We start from the raw sequence: 18320 nt of genomic DNA, 5'->3' as shown, positions 1-18320 counted from the left end.
GAGTACCATTGCTATCTAGGGGTTAAGTTCTCTTGCCCAAAAATAGAAGGTTACTGTGTTAACAAAATTCCAAAGAAATTTTTTAAATGATTATTTAAATTTTACGAAAGGGAGGAGTTTTTGTGAATTTTAGAAAATCAACTTTTGATGATGTGGAGAGAATTTTGGAAATCATTGAAAAGGCAAAAATTGAATTGAAGAAGTTAGGGCTGGATCAATGGCAAAATGGATATCCAGATAGAGAAGTTATTGAAAATGATGTGAAAAATGGGATTAGTTATGTTTTAGAAGAAATTTCTGAAAAAAATGATAAATCCGAAAATCAGATTTCTAAAAAAATTGTCGGAACTATTGTATTGTCGCCTAAAAAGGAAGAACCATATTCTAAAATTGAAGGAAAATGGATAACAAACGATGATTATATTGTAATTCACAGGCTGGCAGTTGATTCTGAAATAAAGAATAAAGGAATCGCAACAAAGATATTGGAATTTTCGGAAAAGGAATGTATAAAAAATAAAATACTCAGTATAAAAGCGGATACACATGGAAACAATGAGCCAATGAAAAGGTTTCTTGAAAAAAATGGATTCAGCTATTGCGGTGTGATTTATTTGGATAAAGAGCCTGATGTTGGTGAAAAGAGAATTGCTTATGAGAAAATAATAAAAATACCACATAAATTGTTGTAAAAATTTATTTTTAATAATTTTTAATCAAAATAATAGTTTGTAATTGAATTAAAATGTCGTGATTTTTTTGAAATAAAATTGACTGTTTGAGCGAAGTTGTACGTAGCGAGTTTCAATTTTGTTTCAAAAAAATGTTTAGACGAGCCAGGGATGCAAGGGAAATGGCGATTGATTTCCCTTGCGTTAAAAAAAGAGAAAATATAAAATAAAGAAAAAATTATTAATTAAAATATAAAAATCTTAATCTAAGAAGATTATTAAACACATTTAAGAAAAAGAGAAAGAAATGGAGTGTGAGAGTGTTATGAAATTTGAAACAAAAACGATACATGGAATAAGAAAAGGAAAAAAGAGAGAACTTTGGGGAACGAATGTTAATTTTGCTTCAACTTTTCCTGTTGCAGAATTTGGAGTAACGCAGGAATTTGAATATTCAAGAGTTTCGGCACCTACAAGAAACGAGTTGGAAGAAATACTTGCTGCATTGGAAAATGGGAAATATGGGTATGCCTTTTCATCGGGAATGGCGACTACAACGTCTGTATTTACAATGTTCAAAGCTGGAGATCATATTATTTTAGGTCAGGATATTTATGGTGGGACTTATAGGATTGTTCATGATATTTATTCAAAATTTGGATTGGAATACACTTTTGTCGATACAACTGATCTGGATAATATTCGGAATGCTATTAAAAAAAATACCAAAGCTATTTTTATTGAAACACCATCAAATCCATTGCTTGATGTTACGGATATGAGAGGAGTTGTAGAAATTGCAAAAGAGCATAACTTGATAACAATTGCAGACAACACTTTTATGACTCCATATTTGCAAAAACCACTTGATTTTGGGATTGATATTGTAATTCATAGTGCAACTAAATTTTTATCTGGACATCATGATTTGCTGGCTGGAGTTGCGATTACAAATGATGAGGAACTTGCGGAAAAAATTAAATTTTCACAAGTTGCGGCTGGAGCTTTAATTTCTCCATTTGACAGCTGGCTTTTGATGAGAAGTCTTAAAACATTGAAACTTAGAGTGGAAGCGGCACAAAGGAATGCAGAAAAACTGATAGAATTTTTTCAAAGCCATGATGCAGTTGATAAAATTTACTATCCGACTTTGGATACAAATAAAGGCAAAAAAATTCATGAAAGTCAGGCAACAGGTGGAGGTTCAGTATTCTCTTTCACTTTAAAGGACGATTCGAAAGTAAAAACATTTTTTGAAAGCTTGAAAGTGGCACTATTTGCAGCAAGTCTTGGTGGAGCAGAGACTTTGGTAACTCATCCAAGTACGATTACGCATGCCGAAATGCCTGACGAAGAAAAGGAAGCAAGAGGATTTACAAACTCATTGATAAGAATAGCTGTCGGATTTGAGAATATTGATGATTTGATTGAAGATTTTAAACAGGCATTGGAAAAATAAAAAATAAAGGGAAAATAGATGGTAACGAGAAAAAAAGGAACTGGAAAAAGTTCAAAAAATGGAAATGAAAAACTAATTGCTGCGATAATTACTGTGTTATTAGCAATATTTGGATTTGCATATAATGGAGTTAATTCGAAATCGAGTAAAAAAAGAGCAAAAACAACTAATTCCAAAAAAAGTACAGCTGCAAGAAGTACAAAAAATAATTCTTTAAATGCTAAAGTTGTGCAAAATCCAACTATTCTGAAAGGTTATCAGGCTGTAAAAGTCAGCGATGGAGATACTCTGAATGTTCAGAAAGTGGAAAATGGAAAGTTTGTCGGAGAAATTGTGAAAATCAGGATGTTTGGAATTGATGCTCCTGAAAAAACACAGGATTATGGAATTGAGAGTAAGCAGGCGTTGGAAAAGCTGGTAAATGGAAAGACACTTGAAATTGAGGAGAAAAATAGGGATAGATATGGCAGAACGGTGGCTGTTGTTTATGTTAATGGGAAAAATGTAAATGAAGAAATGGTAAAAAACGGGAATGCATGGTGGTATCAGGAATACGATAAAAAAGATACTAAAATGCAGGCTTATCAGGAAAATGCCAAAAAAAATAAACTTGGGCTGTTTGGAAAAAGGGGATATGTAGAACCGTGGAATTATAGAAAAGAGAAAAAGGCGGCAGCAACAAGCAAAACAAAAAGCAAATAATGAGTTTGAGTAATTTATTAAACGAATGAAAAGAGAAATATAAAAAGAAAAGGATGATAAAATGTTTATTGATGAAAGTGTAATTACAGTAATTTCTGGAAAAGGAGGAGATGGAGCTGCGACATTCAGGCGTGAAAAATTTGTCCAGTTTGGAGGACCTGACGGTGGAGATGGCGGAAAAGGAGGAGATATTGTCTTTATTGCTGATCCAAATATTAACACGCTTGTGGATTTTAAGAGCAGTAAAAAATTTAAGGCACAAGACGGAACAAAAGGGTCTGCTGCACGTTCTACTGGAAAATCAGGGGAAGACTTGATTATAAAAGTTCCAGTTGGAACAATGATTAGAGATTTTGAAACTAATAAACTGCTGCTCGACTTGGATAATCCAAATGAAAAAGTAATATTTTTAAAAGGTGGAGATGGTGGACGTGGAAACATTCATTTCAAATCATCAGTAAAAAAAGCTCCAAGAATTGCAGAAAGTGGACGTGAAGGTGTAGAGTTAAAAATAAAGCTGGAATTGAAACTGCTTGCTGATGTGGCTCTTGTAGGTTATCCAAGCGTTGGAAAATCAAGTTTCATTAATAAGGTCTCGGCTGCCAAATCAAAAGTTGCAAGTTATCATTTTACAACATTAAAGCCTAAATTGGGAGTTGTTAGAATGGGAGATGAGGAAAGTTTTGTAGTGGCAGATGTGCCAGGACTTATTGAAGGAGCTCACGAAGGAGTGGGGCTTGGAGATCGATTCTTAAAGCATATTGAAAGATGCAAGCTGATTATTCATATTGTGGATATTTCAGGACTGGATGGGCGTAATCCAGAGGAGGATTTTGTAAAAATAAACCATGAATTAAAAAATTATAGTGAAAAATTGGCAAATAAACCTCAAATTGTTGTCGCTAACAAGATTGATATGCTTTATGAAGATGAAAAGTATGATGAATTTGAAAAATTTGTCAAGGAAAAAGGTATAAAATATGTGTATCCTGTTTCTGTAATCGCAAATGATGGATTAAAGCCAGTTTTATCAAAAGCGTGGGAAATGATACAGGAAATACCTAGGGAAGAGTTGGAAGAAGTTCATTCTGTTGAGGAATTAATTCAAAAAAATAATAAAAAAGACGACTGGATTATTAAAAGAAATGATGAGCATGTATTTGAAGTGGATGGGCGAATTGTAGATGATGTCCTTAAAAAATATGTATTTATTGGAGAAGAGGGAATTATAAATTTCCTTCAGAAAATGCGAAGTCTTGGAATGGAAACAGAGCTTGAAAAGGCTGGAGTTGAAGAAGGAGATGTTATAATTATTGCTGGGTATGAATTTGAATATATTATTTAGATCGTTTTAATATGAAATTGTATTTAAAATTTTTTCAAAAAAGATATTGAAAAAAAGAAAAAATGTGGTTTACTTATAGTAATACTATTTTCAAAACTGAACTCATAGATTATAACTATTTTATTTAAACACTAAATAAATTTTATGAGTTTGATTTTAAAGAGATTTGAGTGTATATTAATTTGGAGGTAAAAAAATAAAGAATATAAAGAATTTGAAAGGAATTGTAATTGCAGGTGCAACTGGAGTTGGGAAAACAGACTTATCAATAAAACTTGCTCAAAAAATAAATGCAAAGATTATTTCAGCGGATGCCTCTCAAGTTTATAAAGAACTGGATATTGGAACGGCAAAGGTAACACAGAAGGAAATGCAGGGAATACCGCATTATATGATTGATGTTGTAAATCCTGATGAAGATTATTCTGTGGGAGATTTTGAAAGGGCTGTAAATAATATTTTAAATGAAAGTTGTCAAAAAAATGGAAAAAATGTTATTATTGCAGGTGGTACGGGTCTTTACATAAAATCAATTACAGATGGATTTGCAAAACTGCCTTCAAAAGATGAAAAAATAAGAGCAGAACTTGAAATAAAAAACCTTCAGGAACTTCAGGAAATGTTAAAAGAGCTGGATGAAAAATCTTACAGTGAAATTGATTTATCTAATAAACTGCGATTGGTTAGGGCTATTGAAGTTTGTCTTTTAACGGGAGAAAAATTTAGTGAATTAAGGACTAAAAATATAAAAAATAATAATTATAAATTTTTGAAAATATTTCTCACAAGAGATAGAAATGAACTTTATGACCGAATTAATAAACGTGTAGATATAATGATTTCTAAAGGTCTTATTGATGAAGCTCGAAAAATATACGATAAGTATGAAAAAAGCCTTTACAAAATATCATCAATAGGCTACAAAGAGTTATTTTTGTATTTTGATGGAAAAATTACTTTAGAAGAAGCAGTTGATGAAATAAAAAGAGAAAGTAGAAGGTATGCAAAAAGGCAAATGACTTGGTTTAGAAAAGAAAAAAACTATATTACCTATAATTTATCAGAAGTATCTGAAAATAAAATAATAAAGGATATTCTTAAAAAATGGGAAAAATTTTAGAAAGGAGATTACAAGATTCGTCTTGTAAAAATATATGAAAATATTAGAATATTTGACACCAGAAAGAGTAAAATTACACCTTAATGGAAAAACTAAAAAAGAAATTATTAAGGAAGTGGCACAATTATTTGTGAAAAATGGAGTAATTGATTCAGAGGATTTAGAAGAATTTGTAAGGGAAATAAATGAAAGAGAGAAATTGACACCTACTGGAATGCAAGATGGAATTGCAATTCCTCATGCAAGAACACCGCTTGTAAAAAAACTTTCCCTTGCATTAGGTATTTCTGATGAAGGAGTAGATTTTGAAAGCATGGATGATGAGCCTTCAAGATTAATCTTTATGATTGCAGCTCCAGAAGAAACAAAAAGAGAACATTTGGATTTACTGGCTGAAATTTCAAAATTATCTTACGAAGAAGAAGTAATTGAAAAAATTGAAAAAGCTGAAACAGTGGAAGAAATTTTTGAAAATTTAAAATTATAATACTTTGATTTAAAGAAATTTAATATTAAAAATGTTATTATATTTACTGATTTTAAAAGGTTATTTATATAAAAAAAATTAATTTTTTCATTTTATTTGAAAAATTATTTGTATTTTCTTATATAATTTGGTATAATAAGGGTAAGTGATGATAGGTAAGTGATTTAATAGTGATTTCATATTCATTTATTGTTATGAAATTAAATAATTAGGAGGAAAATCGAATGAAAAAGACAATATTCTTTTTAGTTGGAATAATGATGGTTTCATCAATAGGTTTCTCTGCTGAAGCAAACAGTTTAGAAGGTAGTCTAGATTCAATTGAAAACCAATTTAATGAATTGGTCAAAAAAGAAGAAGCACAAAAAGAAGCTTACAGAAAACAAAAAGAACAATTGGAAGCTGAAATAGAAGACCTGAAAGCTAAAAACGAAGGTAGAGACAAATTAATCGAAAAATTAAAAGTGGATTCAGAAGTAAGATGGCATAGAGATAAATATAAAAATATCTTACACAATGTCAATACTTTCTACAAAAAAATAAACAAAAGTATAGCTGAAAAAGAACAAAAAGTAGCAGAATTAGATGCATTATTATCAGTAATGAATTAATAGAAAGGAACGGTAATAAAAATGAAAGCAAAAAAATTATTATTGTGTGGGATAATAGCAGCGCTATCAGTACCTGTAATGGCAGATTCTGCACAGGAAGCATTGAAAAATGCTAGAGACGGTTACTATAAAACTTTAAAAGAAACACCAAGAACTAAAACAGAAAAATTAGTAACAATTGATAAAGAACAAGGTGGAGTAGTTGAAGAAAAAGAAATAGTTAAACCAAAATCACAAATTGAAAAATTAGAATACAACATGGCTAAAGCAAAAGAAAGAATAGACTTCTATGAAAGAGTAGTAAGAAGTGTTCAAAGAGAAGAAAAAGAACTTGGAGATTTTGATAGTGTTATAAAAAGAGATGGAATCAGAAAAGCTAGAAAAGCTAAAAAGTAAACTAAAAATCAAGATAATTTATTTATGAAAAATAATATTTTTTATAAATGTTATCAGGAAAGGAAAGTCGATGAAAAAAATATTAGGATTAGCAGCTGTTATGGTATTAGCGATGAACCAAATATCATTTTCGGCTCAAAGAAATACTGATGCTGATGTAAAAAGATTAATCAAATTAGGTAAACAAAAACAGTCACGTCCATCAAAAGCGGAAACTGTTACAACTGATTCTGATGATGATGTTGAAGTTACAGTAACTCCAGTTAGTGGATCAACATCTAGAATGAGCGAAAAAACACGTAGAAAAATGGACGATGCCAAAGCAAAAGCTGAAGCAAAAGCTGAAAGAGAAAGATTAGCATCTCAAAGAAAAACAGAAGCAAGACAATTGAGAGCACAAAGAAAAAATATGTCTGACAGTCAAATGATGGATGTAGAAATTCAAAGAATTAAAAGAAGAGTTGAACAAATCAACAGTAACATTGAAAAATACAATCAAACAAATGAAATGTTAGAACAAATGGAAGAAAAATTAGATGCTATTCAAAATAAATTCAAAACAAATTAGACTAAAGAAACGATTGTAAAATCTTTTGAAAAATAAATTTAGAGTTGGAAAGGAAATGAAAAATATGAAAAAATTAGTATTATTATTAGTAGGATTAGGAGCTTTGTCTTGTACAAATGCAAAATTAGTAGATTTTAATACACAAAGATTGAATCATATAGAAGATTATTTGAACGAAAATAAACCGAATCCAGGTAGCCAAAAATACAGATCGTTAGAAAGAGAGGCTGAAAGATGGGTAGAACAACAAAATCAAAATCAACAAGATCAATAATCGTCGCAATCGGATTGTTAGTTGCTGCTGTACCATTATCAGCTAGAAAATTAACAACTACTCAAATGAGAGAAAATACAATCAGAATTAATGCGCTTGAAATTGAAGAACCAGGAGATAATACAGTACCAGCTAAAAAGATAACATGTGAAGATATAATGGGACCAATACAACCAATAGTATTTGATGAAGGTGCATTAAACTTTGACTTTGATAAATCATATGTAAAACCTTATTATAATGGATTATTAGGAATCTTGAAAGAATTCTTGAATGAAAAAGATTACAACGTTGGTATAACAGGACATACAGATTCTAAAGGTTCTGATGCATATAATATGGCTTTAGGAATGAGAAGAGCGAAAGCTGTTAAAGATAGATTAATAGAATTAGGATTAAGTTCTTCAAGAATTCGTGGTATAGATTCTAAAGGTGAATCTGAACCAATTGCAACAAATGAAACTGATGAAGGTAGAGCTCAAAATAGAAGAATTGAATTCGACGTTAGAAATCGTGATGGTGAAAAATTTGATAGAGCGGTTACTAGAATATGTAAGGATGAAGATGGAAATGTAGTTTCTCCTGATCCAGCATCTGGAGCTGAAATTCAATTTGACGATCAATCAGAAGATCAGTAGAAACAGAATTTATTAATTAATTTTTTATAAATTGTCTAATTATTTCTTTATTGGAAGATTAGGCAATTTTTTATTTTTTGTTTGTAAGGAAAGTAAATTTACATTTTTTAAACAGTTATAGATATATTTTATAAAATTTCGGACTGTCTCATAATGGTAATTTTATGAAACAGTCTCCTTTTGATTATAAAAGAAATTTATGGCTTTAATAAAAATATTTATTTACTTGTATTTTTTTTCTGAAAATGGTATTATACTGTTGAAATATACGAGAAGGGAAGTTCAAAATTGAAAAGTAGGGCTGAAGAAAAAAATAATAGATTAAGGATGGAAAGTGTAAATGGAAAAAAAGAAGAAACATTGAAAAAAATGCTGAAGGATGTGGATGATGATAAAAAAAGGGAAGAAATCATTCATATGCTTTTGGAACAGAAAGTTTCAAAAATTGTAAAGGAAGAGGAAAAAGATAAAAAAAATTTTTCAAATAAACTTTCTGATTTTATAGGAAGTAAAAAAATTATTTATTCAATGGGCATATTTATTTTAATATGGGGCATAATAAATATATTTTTTCTTGTAGCTAAAAAATTCAATCCATATTCATTTGTAGTGTTAAATGTCATTTTGTCATTCTTTATGTTTATTTTTTGCGCATTGATAATTTTTAATCAGAACAAAATGAAAAAACTTGATGAAAAAAAATCAGAAAATGATTATAAGGTAAATTTAAAAAATGAAATTATAATAGAAGATTTACATTATAAATTAGATGATTTGATTGAAAAGCAGAATGAAATGGCAAAACGAGTTCTAGAATTAGAAACAAAGAAAAAAGGCTCGACAGTAAAGGAAAAGAGGAAATACAAGTTTATTGATATTTCAGAAAATGACAGAAAAGGAACATAATCGAGTTTGTGAATTTGTAAATTTAGGAGAGAAAAGGGAAAAATGAATATTTTTGATTTAAGAGATTTATCAGAAAATGAAGAAATTATCAAAATTTTGGCAGAAAATGAAAATATAAAAATTGAAAAAATTATTTCAACTGGACAGATAACAGATTGGCAAGTTTCTGAAAAAAATGAATTTGTAATTTTAATTCAAGGGGAAGCTGAAATTGAATTTTTTGAGAAAAAGAATCTAAAAAAAAATGAAAAAATAATTGAAAACAAAAGTAGAACTAAGAATAAAAAATTAAAATTATTAAAAGGAGATACAGTTTTAATCAACAGAATGGAAAAGCATAGAGTCAGTTACACAAGTAAAAGTCCTTGTTGTATATGGGTTTGTATCTTTTTTGATTAATAGCCAGATGTTACTAATAATAGTAATTTCTAGACATGAAAAGCGGAATAGGAAGGTGATTAATATGTTATTGTTTTTAATATTTGCATTAGTTGTCGTAATTGCAACTGGAATACCTTTTGTAAAAAAGAGTATTGAAAATAGAAAAGTATTAAAAGAATATATTGAAGAAGGACTTGGAAAAAATGAAGCTATAGGAAAAATAAAGGATACCAAGACAACTAATGATAAGGTAATAGAAGGACTGTTTTATGGGTCATTAATAGCTTTATTTGCTGGAGGATTTTATAATCTTTATTTATACGAAAACAATAATTCTGATAATATGAGAGTTCAGCAGCAGTCAACAGGAACAATGGCACAAGTTACAACGGATCAGGGTCAGAATCAAAACTATCAAAATCAGCAGGATCAAGAGAAACAGACTCCATTCGTTCAAAATAACATAATTTCTGGTTCAAACGATGCACAAGTTCAGGAAAATGTAAGAAGGGAACGAGAAAGACTTGATAGTTTTTTCGCTGAAAGTACGAGAAATACAGAAAGTTTAATAGATGCTATGAAAAAAAGCTTTGACAAGAAAGATGCTGATGAAGGAATTAAAAATGGTGAAAAAGTATTGGAAAGTGTCAAAAAATCAAATAAATCTGTAAAAAATATAAAATGTACAACAACTGGAGATGCAAACTTTGATAAGGAATGTCCAAAACAGCTTGAAAAGAGAAAAGAACAGCATATATTGCAGCAAATTAATGCAGAAAAGAGAGTGGAACAAGCATTAGGAGTGTTAAAAGATATAGAAAAAGGCATAAAAGATTTTCCATCAAGTGAAGTTGGACAACAAGTAGTACAAGAAGGAAATAAATTATGGGATAACATTATGAAAAAAATTGATGAATATCAACAAAGTAAATCAAAATAGTTTCATAATTTAAATAAAAAATTAGAGTCCAAGTTAATTTTAATAGACTCTAATTTTTTTTTGAAAAATTGTTTAAAATATTCTCTAATTTCAATTTTTATTTAGTTGGCTTCCAAGTTTCAATAACTTTTGCCATTTCCATTAATGTTTGTCTATTTTGAAGTCCTTCCATAGAGATAAAATAAACTTTACCATCGTAATCAATACAATTTACGATCATTATAGTACCATCTTTATACTTTATTGTTAAACTTGTACCTTGATATCCATTTACATCAACAGGATCTAAAGTAATATTTTCTTTAGGAATTCCTTCATTAAGATATTTTTGCATAAGTACATAGGCAGCTTTTTCTGAATTTGCTTTCCCATCTTTAGAAATTATATCTAAAGTTACAATGTTTACCGGATCAATACTTAACTGAACCGCAGTTGGAGACGAGTTTGGATCTGTAAATTCAAGCCAATTCTCAGGCTTTGTTACGTAACCAACAGTATCACTTCCATATCTGGTACCTTGTACTGTATTTTCAGCTTTATCTTTAGTTTCTGTATTGCCAGAATTACTTTTTTGTTTTGTAGCAGTAGTATTAGCAGTATCTCCATTTTTGCTGTTATTATCTCCACAAGAAAATAATAATGACATTAAAAATAAAAGTACAATAATTTTTTTTGAAATATTCAATTCCATCACTCCTTATAATTACCATTTATATTCAAGGTAATTTGTTTTCTGTTTTTTATATAATAATTATACGATATAAAATTGAAAAAGTCAATGATTTTAATTTTCAACTACTTCAAATTTTTCTCTTTTCCACAGAACAACAATAAGAACCCCAGCAAAAGTACCTAAATGACTGGCTTCAACTTCTGAAAGTAAAAATAATTTTACAATAACTACAAATATTGGAATTATTAAAAATACAGTAATTAACCTAAAAAAATCATATTTTATTTCTATTAAAATTTCTTTTTTATCTTCAAGATTTATTCCTAATTTTCTATTTTTAGCCATATTTTCTGAAAGGATTACATACTTTTCATCAGTTTCAAAAATAGTTTCAGAATTTGATTTTAATTTTATCTTTTCATTATCGATCCAAAGTATTTTTGGGAATATCCTAAATTTTAATTTATCACGAATTATTATTTTTGCCATTTATCTCTATTTTCCTTTTCAATTTTCTTCTGATTCTCTATATATTCTGTAATGTTTATAAAAATTCCTTTTAATTCAAATAATGTAATGCAATAAAGTGATAGAATGCTTAAACTGTTAATTTCAATATTAAAAATTAACATTAGCAGTAAAAATATTAAAACAGTAATTGAAACTATTGTCCATTCAATTTTAGAAAAAGGATTGATATTATTATCATCCATTCCAACATCAGTTGTAATAAGAAGATGAAGGATATAAACGCCGATTAATTTTATTGATTGCCAAAAAAATGAAAGATTTTCTAGAATAATCTTGTTTCCAGCCAGATGAAATAAAATAATCATAAGAAATTCAATTATAAAAAATTTTTTTTCGTCATATAAATTTATAATTCCATTAATTAGTGACAAAACAAGCATTATTTCAATAATATGTATTGTAAATACGTTTTTATCCAACTTTTGAATATCAATATAATCCATAAAAATTGAACTTAATAGAATCATTTTTATTATTTGATACATTTTGTTTCTCCTTTCATAAGAAAAGTGCATTATATAAGTTAAAATAATACACTTCACTTATAAAAAATTCAAAAAACTACATATTAAAATATTTACAGAACGGCTGTGAGAATACAATTGCACTTACCGTAGCTTCTGGGTACATCATAAACTCTTCTGTTAGTGAAATTCCGTATCTTTCTGGTTTCAACAAATTGAATAATTTTCTTTGGTCGCTCAGGTCTGGGCAGGCTGGGTAGCCGAAAGAGTAACGGTTTCCTTGATACTGAGCATTTAAAATTTCGTTTAAGGAGATGTCCTTGTCAATAATTCCTACATCCTGACGCATCATCTTGTGAATATATTCAGATGCTGCTTCAGCAAGTTCAAGTCCTACAGAGTTTACAATATGCCCTCTGTAAAATTCACCTTTTTCTTTAAGTTCATTTGAAACAAGTCTTGATTTTTCTCCTGCAGTTGCGACAAAAAATCCGATGTAGTCGATTCCATCTGGGTTTACATAATCATTTAATGATAAATACTGTCCGTATTTTTGTCTTGGGAAATCAAATGTTTCTAAAACAGTTGACAAGTCGTCTGATAAAACTTCAATTTTGAAATCTTCCTTTTTTTCTCCAGCTTTTCGACGTACAGGGAAAAATTTGTAGATGGCTTTTATATCAAAATATTCATCGCCATTTTCGATAATATCCAAAATTTCATTGTATAATTTTATTGTTCTAGGATCCTGCTTTTCAATTAAATTATTTACAATCCATTTCATTCCAAGGTGTTTTCCAATTAGCATTTGTAAATTTATGAATGGGAATACATCTTTTGCTTTTATATTTGTTATAATTTGTTTATTTAACGTTTGTGGCTTGTAAATTTTTTCAAAGTCGTATTTTGGCAGCTCAACCTTTGAAAAATCAAATGTTCCATCAGCATCTTTAATATCGCTTACTGTTGGTTTAACCTTCAACTGTTCAAGTTTTTTCGCATCTTTAATTGTCACTAATTCTCTACGTTTTTGCAAATATTCCTTAAATTCTCTAAATTTTATTTCATCGATCATTTTGTTCAAGTCGGCAAGTGCCGTCATTGCATCTCTTGAGTAAATTACAATGTTATTCTTGTAGGCAGGTTCGATTTTATTTACAGTAAATTTTTCTGTAAGTGCCGCACCTCCCACAAATATTGGAATATCAATGCCAGCTTCGTGAAGAACTTCCATAGTATTTACCATTTCTGTGGCAGATTTTACAAGAAGTCCAGAAAGTCCTAGAAAGTCGGCTTTATGCTCAATGATTGCTTCACGGATTTTTTCGGCAGGCGTGTTTATTCCTAAGTCGATTACTTTGTAACCGTTATTTCCAATAATTATTCCAACCAGATTTTTTCCGATATCGTGAACATCCCCTTTAACAGTGGCCATAATTACAGTACCTTTTACAGAAGATTCGTCCTTTTCCATAAATTGTTCCAGATGTGAAACAGAGGCTTTCATAACTTCCGCACTTTGCAAAACTTCGGCAACGATTAAATCGTTATTGTTAAATAATCTTCCAACTTCATCCATCCCGTCCATAAGAGGACCGTTAATAATCTCAATCGGAGAATATTTTTTTAATAATTCATCCAAGCAGATTTTCAAGTCCTTTTTACTTCCTTCAACAACAAGATTTGCGACTCTTTCTTCCATAGTCATATTGCTTGTATCGACAACCTTTTGAATAGCTTTTTTCTCACGGTAAAAGTTTGCGAATTTTGATACATTTTCGTCATCTGTGTGAAATAAAATATTTTCTGATAATTCCTTTTCTTCATCTGAAATTTCACTCATTGGAATAACTTTTTCAGTATTTACAATCGCATAGTCAAGTCCAGCTTCGTAGGCTTTTTGCATATAGTAAGTATTCAAAACTTCCCTTCCTGCGATTGGCAGTCCAAATGAAATGTTACTTACTCCTAAAATTGTCTTTACATTCGGCATTTCATCTTTAATTTGCCTGATTGCCTCAATTGTTGCTGTGGCAGAACCGATGTATTTCTGATCTCCTGTGGCAACTGGGAAAACTAACGTGTCAAAAATAATATCTCTTTCGTCAATTCCATATTTTTTTGTAAGAAGTTCATAACTTCTTCTGGCAATTTCCAGTTTTCTTTCTACAGAAACAGCCATTCCTTCCTCATCAATCAGCCCTACAACGACAGAAGCCCCAAAATCCTTAATAACTTTTGCCATATCAGTAAATTTCTTTTCCCCATCTTCAAGGTTAATCGAATTTATAATTCCTTTTCCTTGTAAATAAGTAAGCCCTTCCTTAACGACATTTATATCAGTTGAGTCAATCATAAGCGGAACTTTCGCAAATTTCGCTACTTTATCTAAAAATGCCTTCATATCTGCAATCTCATCTCTATCAGGATTTGCAAGACAAATATCAATTACGTCCGCACGCCCCTTAATCTGAAGTCTGGCAACTTCTGTTGCCTCGTCAAATTTCTCGCTGGCAATTAAGTTTTTAAAAATACGTGAACCTATTACGTTTGTACGTTCCCCCACGTAAATTGGTCGATCTTTTGGCGTTTCTAGAGTAATTAGCCCTGATACATCGTTAAAATCTTTGTTTTCATCAATAACTCTTGGAGAATAGTTTATACTTTTTTCCTTAATTTTCTGAATATGTTCAGGCGTAGTTCCACAACATCCACCAACAATATTTAAATAATTATTTTGGAAAAACGGCTCAATTTTTGCTGATAATGTGTCTGGAGTTTCCTCGTATTCTCCGTCTTCGTTAGGAAGCCCCGCATTTGGATAAACCGAAATATACGTATTTGAAATATTATTTAATGTTTTTAAAAACTGTGTCATGAATTCAGGTCCAGTCGCACAGTTCAGTCCCACAGAAAATGGATTCATGTGGTTTACAGCGTAATAAAAGGCATCCGCAGTCTGTCCTGCAAGTGTAGTTCCTGTACTTTCAATCGTAAATGACAGCATTAATGGCACAGTATAATTTTCTTCCATAGCCTTTTTAAGCCCTAAATAAGCCGCTTTCAAGTTTCTCGTATCTTGAATAGTTTCAAACAGAATTAAGTCAACTCCACCAGCCATAAGCCCTGAAACAGCGGTATAGTAAGTATGAATAAGCTCTTCAAAAGTTACTCCTCCAGTAACGCTGATAGACTTGTTGGAAGGTCCCAATGCTCCTGCAACATAAAGATTTCGTGTAACTTCAGGATGTTCGCTTCTATATTCAGCAATAGCTTCATTTACAAGTTCCGCCGCCTTTTTATTCATTTCAAAAACTGTGTCTTCTAAGTCATAATCCTTCAAGACAATATCCAAAGCCCCGAAACTGTTAGTTTCAATAATATCACTTCCAGCTTCCAAATATTTTTTATGAATATTTTTAATAACATCAGGTCTTTGTAACACAAGATAATCGTTACACCCTTCATATTTTTCTCCGCCAAAATCATCAGCAGTCAGATTTTCCTGCTGAATCATCGTTCCCATCGCTCCGTCCAGCAATAATATTTTATTTTTCAAATCATTTTGTAATAAATTGTAAGAATTTTTGTATAGATTTTTTTGCATTTAATCACTCCTATAGTATAGATTTTTTTATTGTATTATTCTATCATAAAAAGTGATATGTGTATATAGTAATATTTTTTATAAAACATTTATAATAACTTTTCCATTGGCACTATTTGACTCCAAATATTTATGTGCCAAAGAAATTTCATCTAATGTAAATATTTTTGAAATTCGTGGTTTAATATTATATTTTTCAATAAATTCAAACATATCTTTTATTGTATTTTTATTGACATTTGTGCTGTTAAATGAAGTTAAGTAAGATTCTGAAGGAATTTCGTCAAGCGGCTCAAAATTTTCAATTACCCATCCTCCAAGACAGCCTGTCATGCAGACTATTCCACCTTGTTTCACAGATTTTAAAGAATTTTTCAAAGTAGGAGTACCGATTAAATCGAGAACTTTGTCAATTCCATCTGGAAAATATTTTCGTAATTGTCTGTCAAAAGTTTCATCTTGAATTAAGACAAAGTCTGCTCCAATTTCTTTTAAAAACTCAGCTTTAGTTTTACTTCTTGAAGTTGCAATTACGGTATTTCCAAAACTTTTGGCAAGCTGAATTGAAGCAAGGGCGACTGAACTTGTTCCACCACGAATTAATAAAGTGTCGGTATTTTTCAATTTTAAGCTTTTGAATAAAGAACCATAAGCGGTATAATACAGTTCAGGATATGCCGCGAGTTTTGTCCAGTCTGTTTCTGAAAGAGTTATCGGATAAACTTGAGAAGATGGTACAAGCGTGTATTCTGCGTAACTTCCGTTAAATTCACGTCCCAAGCCATTCATCATTGTGAAAACTCTATCTCCTTTCTGAAAATGGCTATCAGAAGCATCTTCAATAATGCCAGCACATTCAATTCCAATCACACGTGGCAATTTCACAGAAGGAGAAAATCCATCTCTAGTAAATATTTCGGCTCGATTTATTCCAAAAGCCTTGATTTTTATAAGCACCCAGCCATCTTTTACTTTCGGAATTTCAATATTTTGAATTTTTAATTCATCAGCAGTACAAGGTTTTTCAAGAACAACAGCTTTCATAGTATTTTTTTTATTTAACATAGTAAAATTCCTTTCTTATTTTTTAAATTTTAATTGACAAAAATAATTCTTTATAGTATTATACTATATAGAAGTAAAAAGTCAAGAAAATTTTGTTTAGGTTAGGAGGCTATAATGAATAAAAAAGTAAATTTAGGAATATATATAAGCAAAATTAAGCAGACGCACGATAGAATCTTAAATTATATTCTTTCAAAAAGAGAAATTACCGTTTTTAATGGTGAACGTGGGAAAATCTTGCATATACTCTGGGAGAAGGATAATATAACGTGCAAAAAATTGTCGGAAAAAGCGGGGCTTGCGATAAATACACTTACACCGATGCTGGATAGGATTGAAAAGGCTGGACTGATAGAAAGAGCACCACATCCTGATGACAGACGGAAAGTGCTGATAAGACTTACAGAGTATGCACAGGGCTTTAAAAAAGAATATGAGGAAATTTCTGAAACTATGACAAATTATGTTTATGAAGGTTTCTCTCAAGAGGAAATTGAGATGTGTGAAGGTTTTTTGGAAAGAATTTCGCAAAATTTAGAGAAGGTTGAAAAGGAAAGAAGCAAGAAATAACGGGAAGGAGAGAATATGAACAAAATTATAGAATTTCAGAACGTGAATAAAGTATATCCGAATGGAAATGAAGCTGTAAAAGATATAAATTTTTCGATAAATGAAGGAGAATTTATTGTGTTTATCGGAACTTCGGGAAGCGGAAAAACTACAGCTTTGAAAATGATAAATAGGCTGGAGGATGCGACTTCTGGAAAAATAGAAATAAAAGGGAAAAATATTTTTGAATATAATATTCATAAAATGCGTTGGAATATGGGTTATGTCTTACAGCAAGTGGCTTTATTTCCACATTTGACAGTAGAAGAAAATATAAGTATTGTGCCTGAACTGAAAGGGTGGAAGAAAGAGGAGATTAAGGCAAGGACAGAGGAACTTCTGGAAATGATTGGGCTGGAAAGTGAAAAATATCTGAAGAGAATGCCGTCTGAACTGTCTGGCGGGGAAGCACAGAGAATCGGAATTGCAAGAGCATTAGCAGGGAATCCTGAAATTATACTTATGGATGAGCCTTTTAGTGCCTTAGATCCGATTACAAGGAAAAGTTTACAAAAAGACATAAAGGAATTGCAGCAGAAAATTAATAAAACAATTGTTTTTGTAACACATGATATTGAAGAAGCCTTTTATCTGGGAGACAGAATTTTTATAATTAAGGATGGGGAAATTCTTCAATCTGGGACGAAATCCGAATTAATTAATAATCCGAAAGATGAATTTGTAAGGGAATTTATCAGTTTGGAGCAAAATAAGAATGCTGAAAATGAAATTGATAAAAAAATTATTGAGAAATTAAAGGCAAATGGGGAATATGAGAAACTGGTTATGGAAATAGAAAATTATAGAAGTAAAGATTAAAAAATTTTCAAAAAATCATTATTTTAATAGTTTTCAGACATGCCTTAATAAAGA

The 18320-nt window shown here is 30.3% G+C and carries 21 protein-coding genes; 16 read left to right on the top strand and 5 right to left on the bottom strand.

All coding sequences use genetic code 11. The features are described 5' to 3' along the window. The first annotated feature begins 122 nt into the window (after positions 1 to 122). The 14 genes from LEBU_RS07300 (at position 123) to LEBU_RS07235 (ending at position 10498) form a co-directional block, all read left to right on the top strand. Positions 123 to 692 (top strand): GNAT family N-acetyltransferase, encoded by a 570-nt coding sequence (locus LEBU_RS07300; protein WP_015769696.1) that lies wholly within the window; start codon positions 123 to 125, stop codon positions 690 to 692. Positions 693 to 996: 304 nt separating this feature from the next. Next, positions 997 to 2130, top strand: a complete 1134-nt coding sequence (locus LEBU_RS07295) for a trans-sulfuration enzyme family protein (protein ID WP_041760963.1) — start codon at positions 997 to 999, stop codon at positions 2128 to 2130. 18 nt (positions 2131 to 2148) lie between these two features. Next, entirely contained in the window at positions 2149 to 2832 is a 684-nt protein-coding gene (locus LEBU_RS07290; protein ID WP_015769694.1) for a thermonuclease family protein, read from the top strand. A gap of 61 nt (positions 2833 to 2893) precedes the next feature. Then, positions 2894 to 4177, top strand: a complete 1284-nt coding sequence (obgE, locus tag LEBU_RS07285) for a GTPase ObgE (RefSeq protein ID WP_015769693.1) — start codon at positions 2894 to 2896, stop codon at positions 4175 to 4177. Positions 4178 to 4391: 214 nt separating this feature from the next. Next, a complete protein-coding gene (miaA, locus tag LEBU_RS07280; RefSeq protein ID WP_015769692.1) occupies positions 4392 to 5297 on the top strand; it encodes a tRNA (adenosine(37)-N6)-dimethylallyltransferase MiaA in 906 nt (301 codons plus the stop codon). Between the two features lie 34 nt (positions 5298 to 5331). Then, on the top strand, positions 5332 to 5784 hold the full coding sequence (locus LEBU_RS07275; protein WP_015769691.1) for a PTS sugar transporter subunit IIA: 453 nt from the start codon (positions 5332 to 5334) through the stop codon (positions 5782 to 5784). 224 nt (positions 5785 to 6008) lie between these two features. Next, positions 6009 to 6395: an adhesion protein FadA gene (locus LEBU_RS07270; RefSeq protein WP_015769690.1), complete on the top strand. Its 387-nt coding sequence runs from the start codon at positions 6009 to 6011 to the stop codon at positions 6393 to 6395. 21 nt (positions 6396 to 6416) lie between these two features. After that, entirely contained in the window at positions 6417 to 6791 is a 375-nt protein-coding gene (locus LEBU_RS07265) for a hypothetical protein (RefSeq protein WP_015769689.1), read from the top strand. Between the two features lie 70 nt (positions 6792 to 6861). Continuing rightward, positions 6862 to 7359 carry an FAD-I family protein gene (locus LEBU_RS07260; RefSeq protein ID WP_015769688.1) on the top strand — a complete coding sequence of 166 codons (498 nt, stop codon included), beginning with the start codon at positions 6862 to 6864 and terminating at the stop codon, positions 7357 to 7359. A 25-nt stretch (positions 7360 to 7384) separates the two neighbouring features. Further along, positions 7385 to 7633 carry a hypothetical protein gene (locus LEBU_RS07255; RefSeq protein ID WP_238974477.1) on the top strand — a complete coding sequence of 83 codons (249 nt, stop codon included), beginning with the start codon at positions 7385 to 7387 and terminating at the stop codon, positions 7631 to 7633. After that, positions 7594 to 8271 (top strand): OmpA family protein, encoded by a 678-nt coding sequence (locus tag LEBU_RS07250; protein WP_015769686.1) that lies wholly within the window; start codon positions 7594 to 7596, stop codon positions 8269 to 8271. Before LEBU_RS07255 ends, LEBU_RS07250 begins: the two co-directional genes overlap by 40 nt. 288 nt (positions 8272 to 8559) lie before the next feature. Beyond that, entirely contained in the window at positions 8560 to 9177 is a 618-nt protein-coding gene (locus LEBU_RS07245; RefSeq protein ID WP_015769685.1) for a DUF1003 domain-containing protein, read from the top strand. Positions 9178 to 9219: 42 nt separating this feature from the next. Then, positions 9220 to 9576, top strand: a complete 357-nt coding sequence (locus LEBU_RS07240; protein ID WP_015769684.1) for a cupin domain-containing protein — start codon at positions 9220 to 9222, stop codon at positions 9574 to 9576. Between the two features lie 64 nt (positions 9577 to 9640). Continuing rightward, entirely contained in the window at positions 9641 to 10498 is an 858-nt protein-coding gene (locus LEBU_RS07235) for a hypothetical protein (RefSeq protein ID WP_015769683.1), read from the top strand. A gap of 97 nt (positions 10499 to 10595) precedes the next feature. Here the strand turns inward: LEBU_RS07235 and LEBU_RS07230 are convergent, their stop codons facing one another. The 5 genes from LEBU_RS07230 to LEBU_RS07210 form a co-directional block, all read right to left on the bottom strand. Further along, positions 10596 to 11183 (bottom strand): hypothetical protein, encoded by a 588-nt coding sequence (locus LEBU_RS07230; RefSeq protein ID WP_015769682.1) that lies wholly within the window; start codon positions 11181 to 11183, stop codon positions 10596 to 10598. A gap of 99 nt (positions 11184 to 11282) precedes the next feature. Next, positions 11283 to 11660, bottom strand: coding sequence for a hypothetical protein (locus LEBU_RS07225; protein ID WP_015769681.1), 378 nt, complete (start codon positions 11658 to 11660; stop codon positions 11283 to 11285). Further along, a complete protein-coding gene (locus LEBU_RS07220) occupies positions 11648 to 12187 on the bottom strand; it encodes a hypothetical protein (RefSeq protein WP_015769680.1) in 540 nt (179 codons plus the stop codon). Before LEBU_RS07220 ends, LEBU_RS07225 begins: the two co-directional genes overlap by 13 nt. A gap of 76 nt (positions 12188 to 12263) precedes the next feature. Then, positions 12264 to 15773 (bottom strand): methionine synthase, encoded by a 3510-nt coding sequence (gene metH, locus LEBU_RS07215; protein ID WP_015769679.1) that lies wholly within the window; start codon positions 15771 to 15773, stop codon positions 12264 to 12266. Between the two features lie 78 nt (positions 15774 to 15851). Continuing rightward, positions 15852 to 16838 (bottom strand): zinc-binding alcohol dehydrogenase family protein, encoded by a 987-nt coding sequence (locus LEBU_RS07210; protein ID WP_015769678.1) that lies wholly within the window; start codon positions 16836 to 16838, stop codon positions 15852 to 15854. A gap of 114 nt (positions 16839 to 16952) precedes the next feature. On the opposite strand from LEBU_RS07210, the gene LEBU_RS07205 reads away from it, so the two are divergent. Further along, a complete protein-coding gene (locus LEBU_RS07205) occupies positions 16953 to 17408 on the top strand; it encodes a MarR family winged helix-turn-helix transcriptional regulator (protein ID WP_015769677.1) in 456 nt (151 codons plus the stop codon). A gap of 15 nt (positions 17409 to 17423) precedes the next feature. Further along, positions 17424 to 18266, top strand: coding sequence for an ABC transporter ATP-binding protein (locus LEBU_RS07200; protein WP_015769676.1), 843 nt, complete (start codon positions 17424 to 17426; stop codon positions 18264 to 18266). Positions 18267 to 18320 lie beyond the last annotated feature (54 nt).

Source organism: Leptotrichia buccalis C-1013-b, from assembly GCF_000023905.1.
Lineage (GTDB): Bacteria > Fusobacteriota > Fusobacteriia > Fusobacteriales > Leptotrichiaceae > Leptotrichia > Leptotrichia buccalis.
This window is presented reverse-complemented; position numbering and strand designations above follow the sequence as displayed.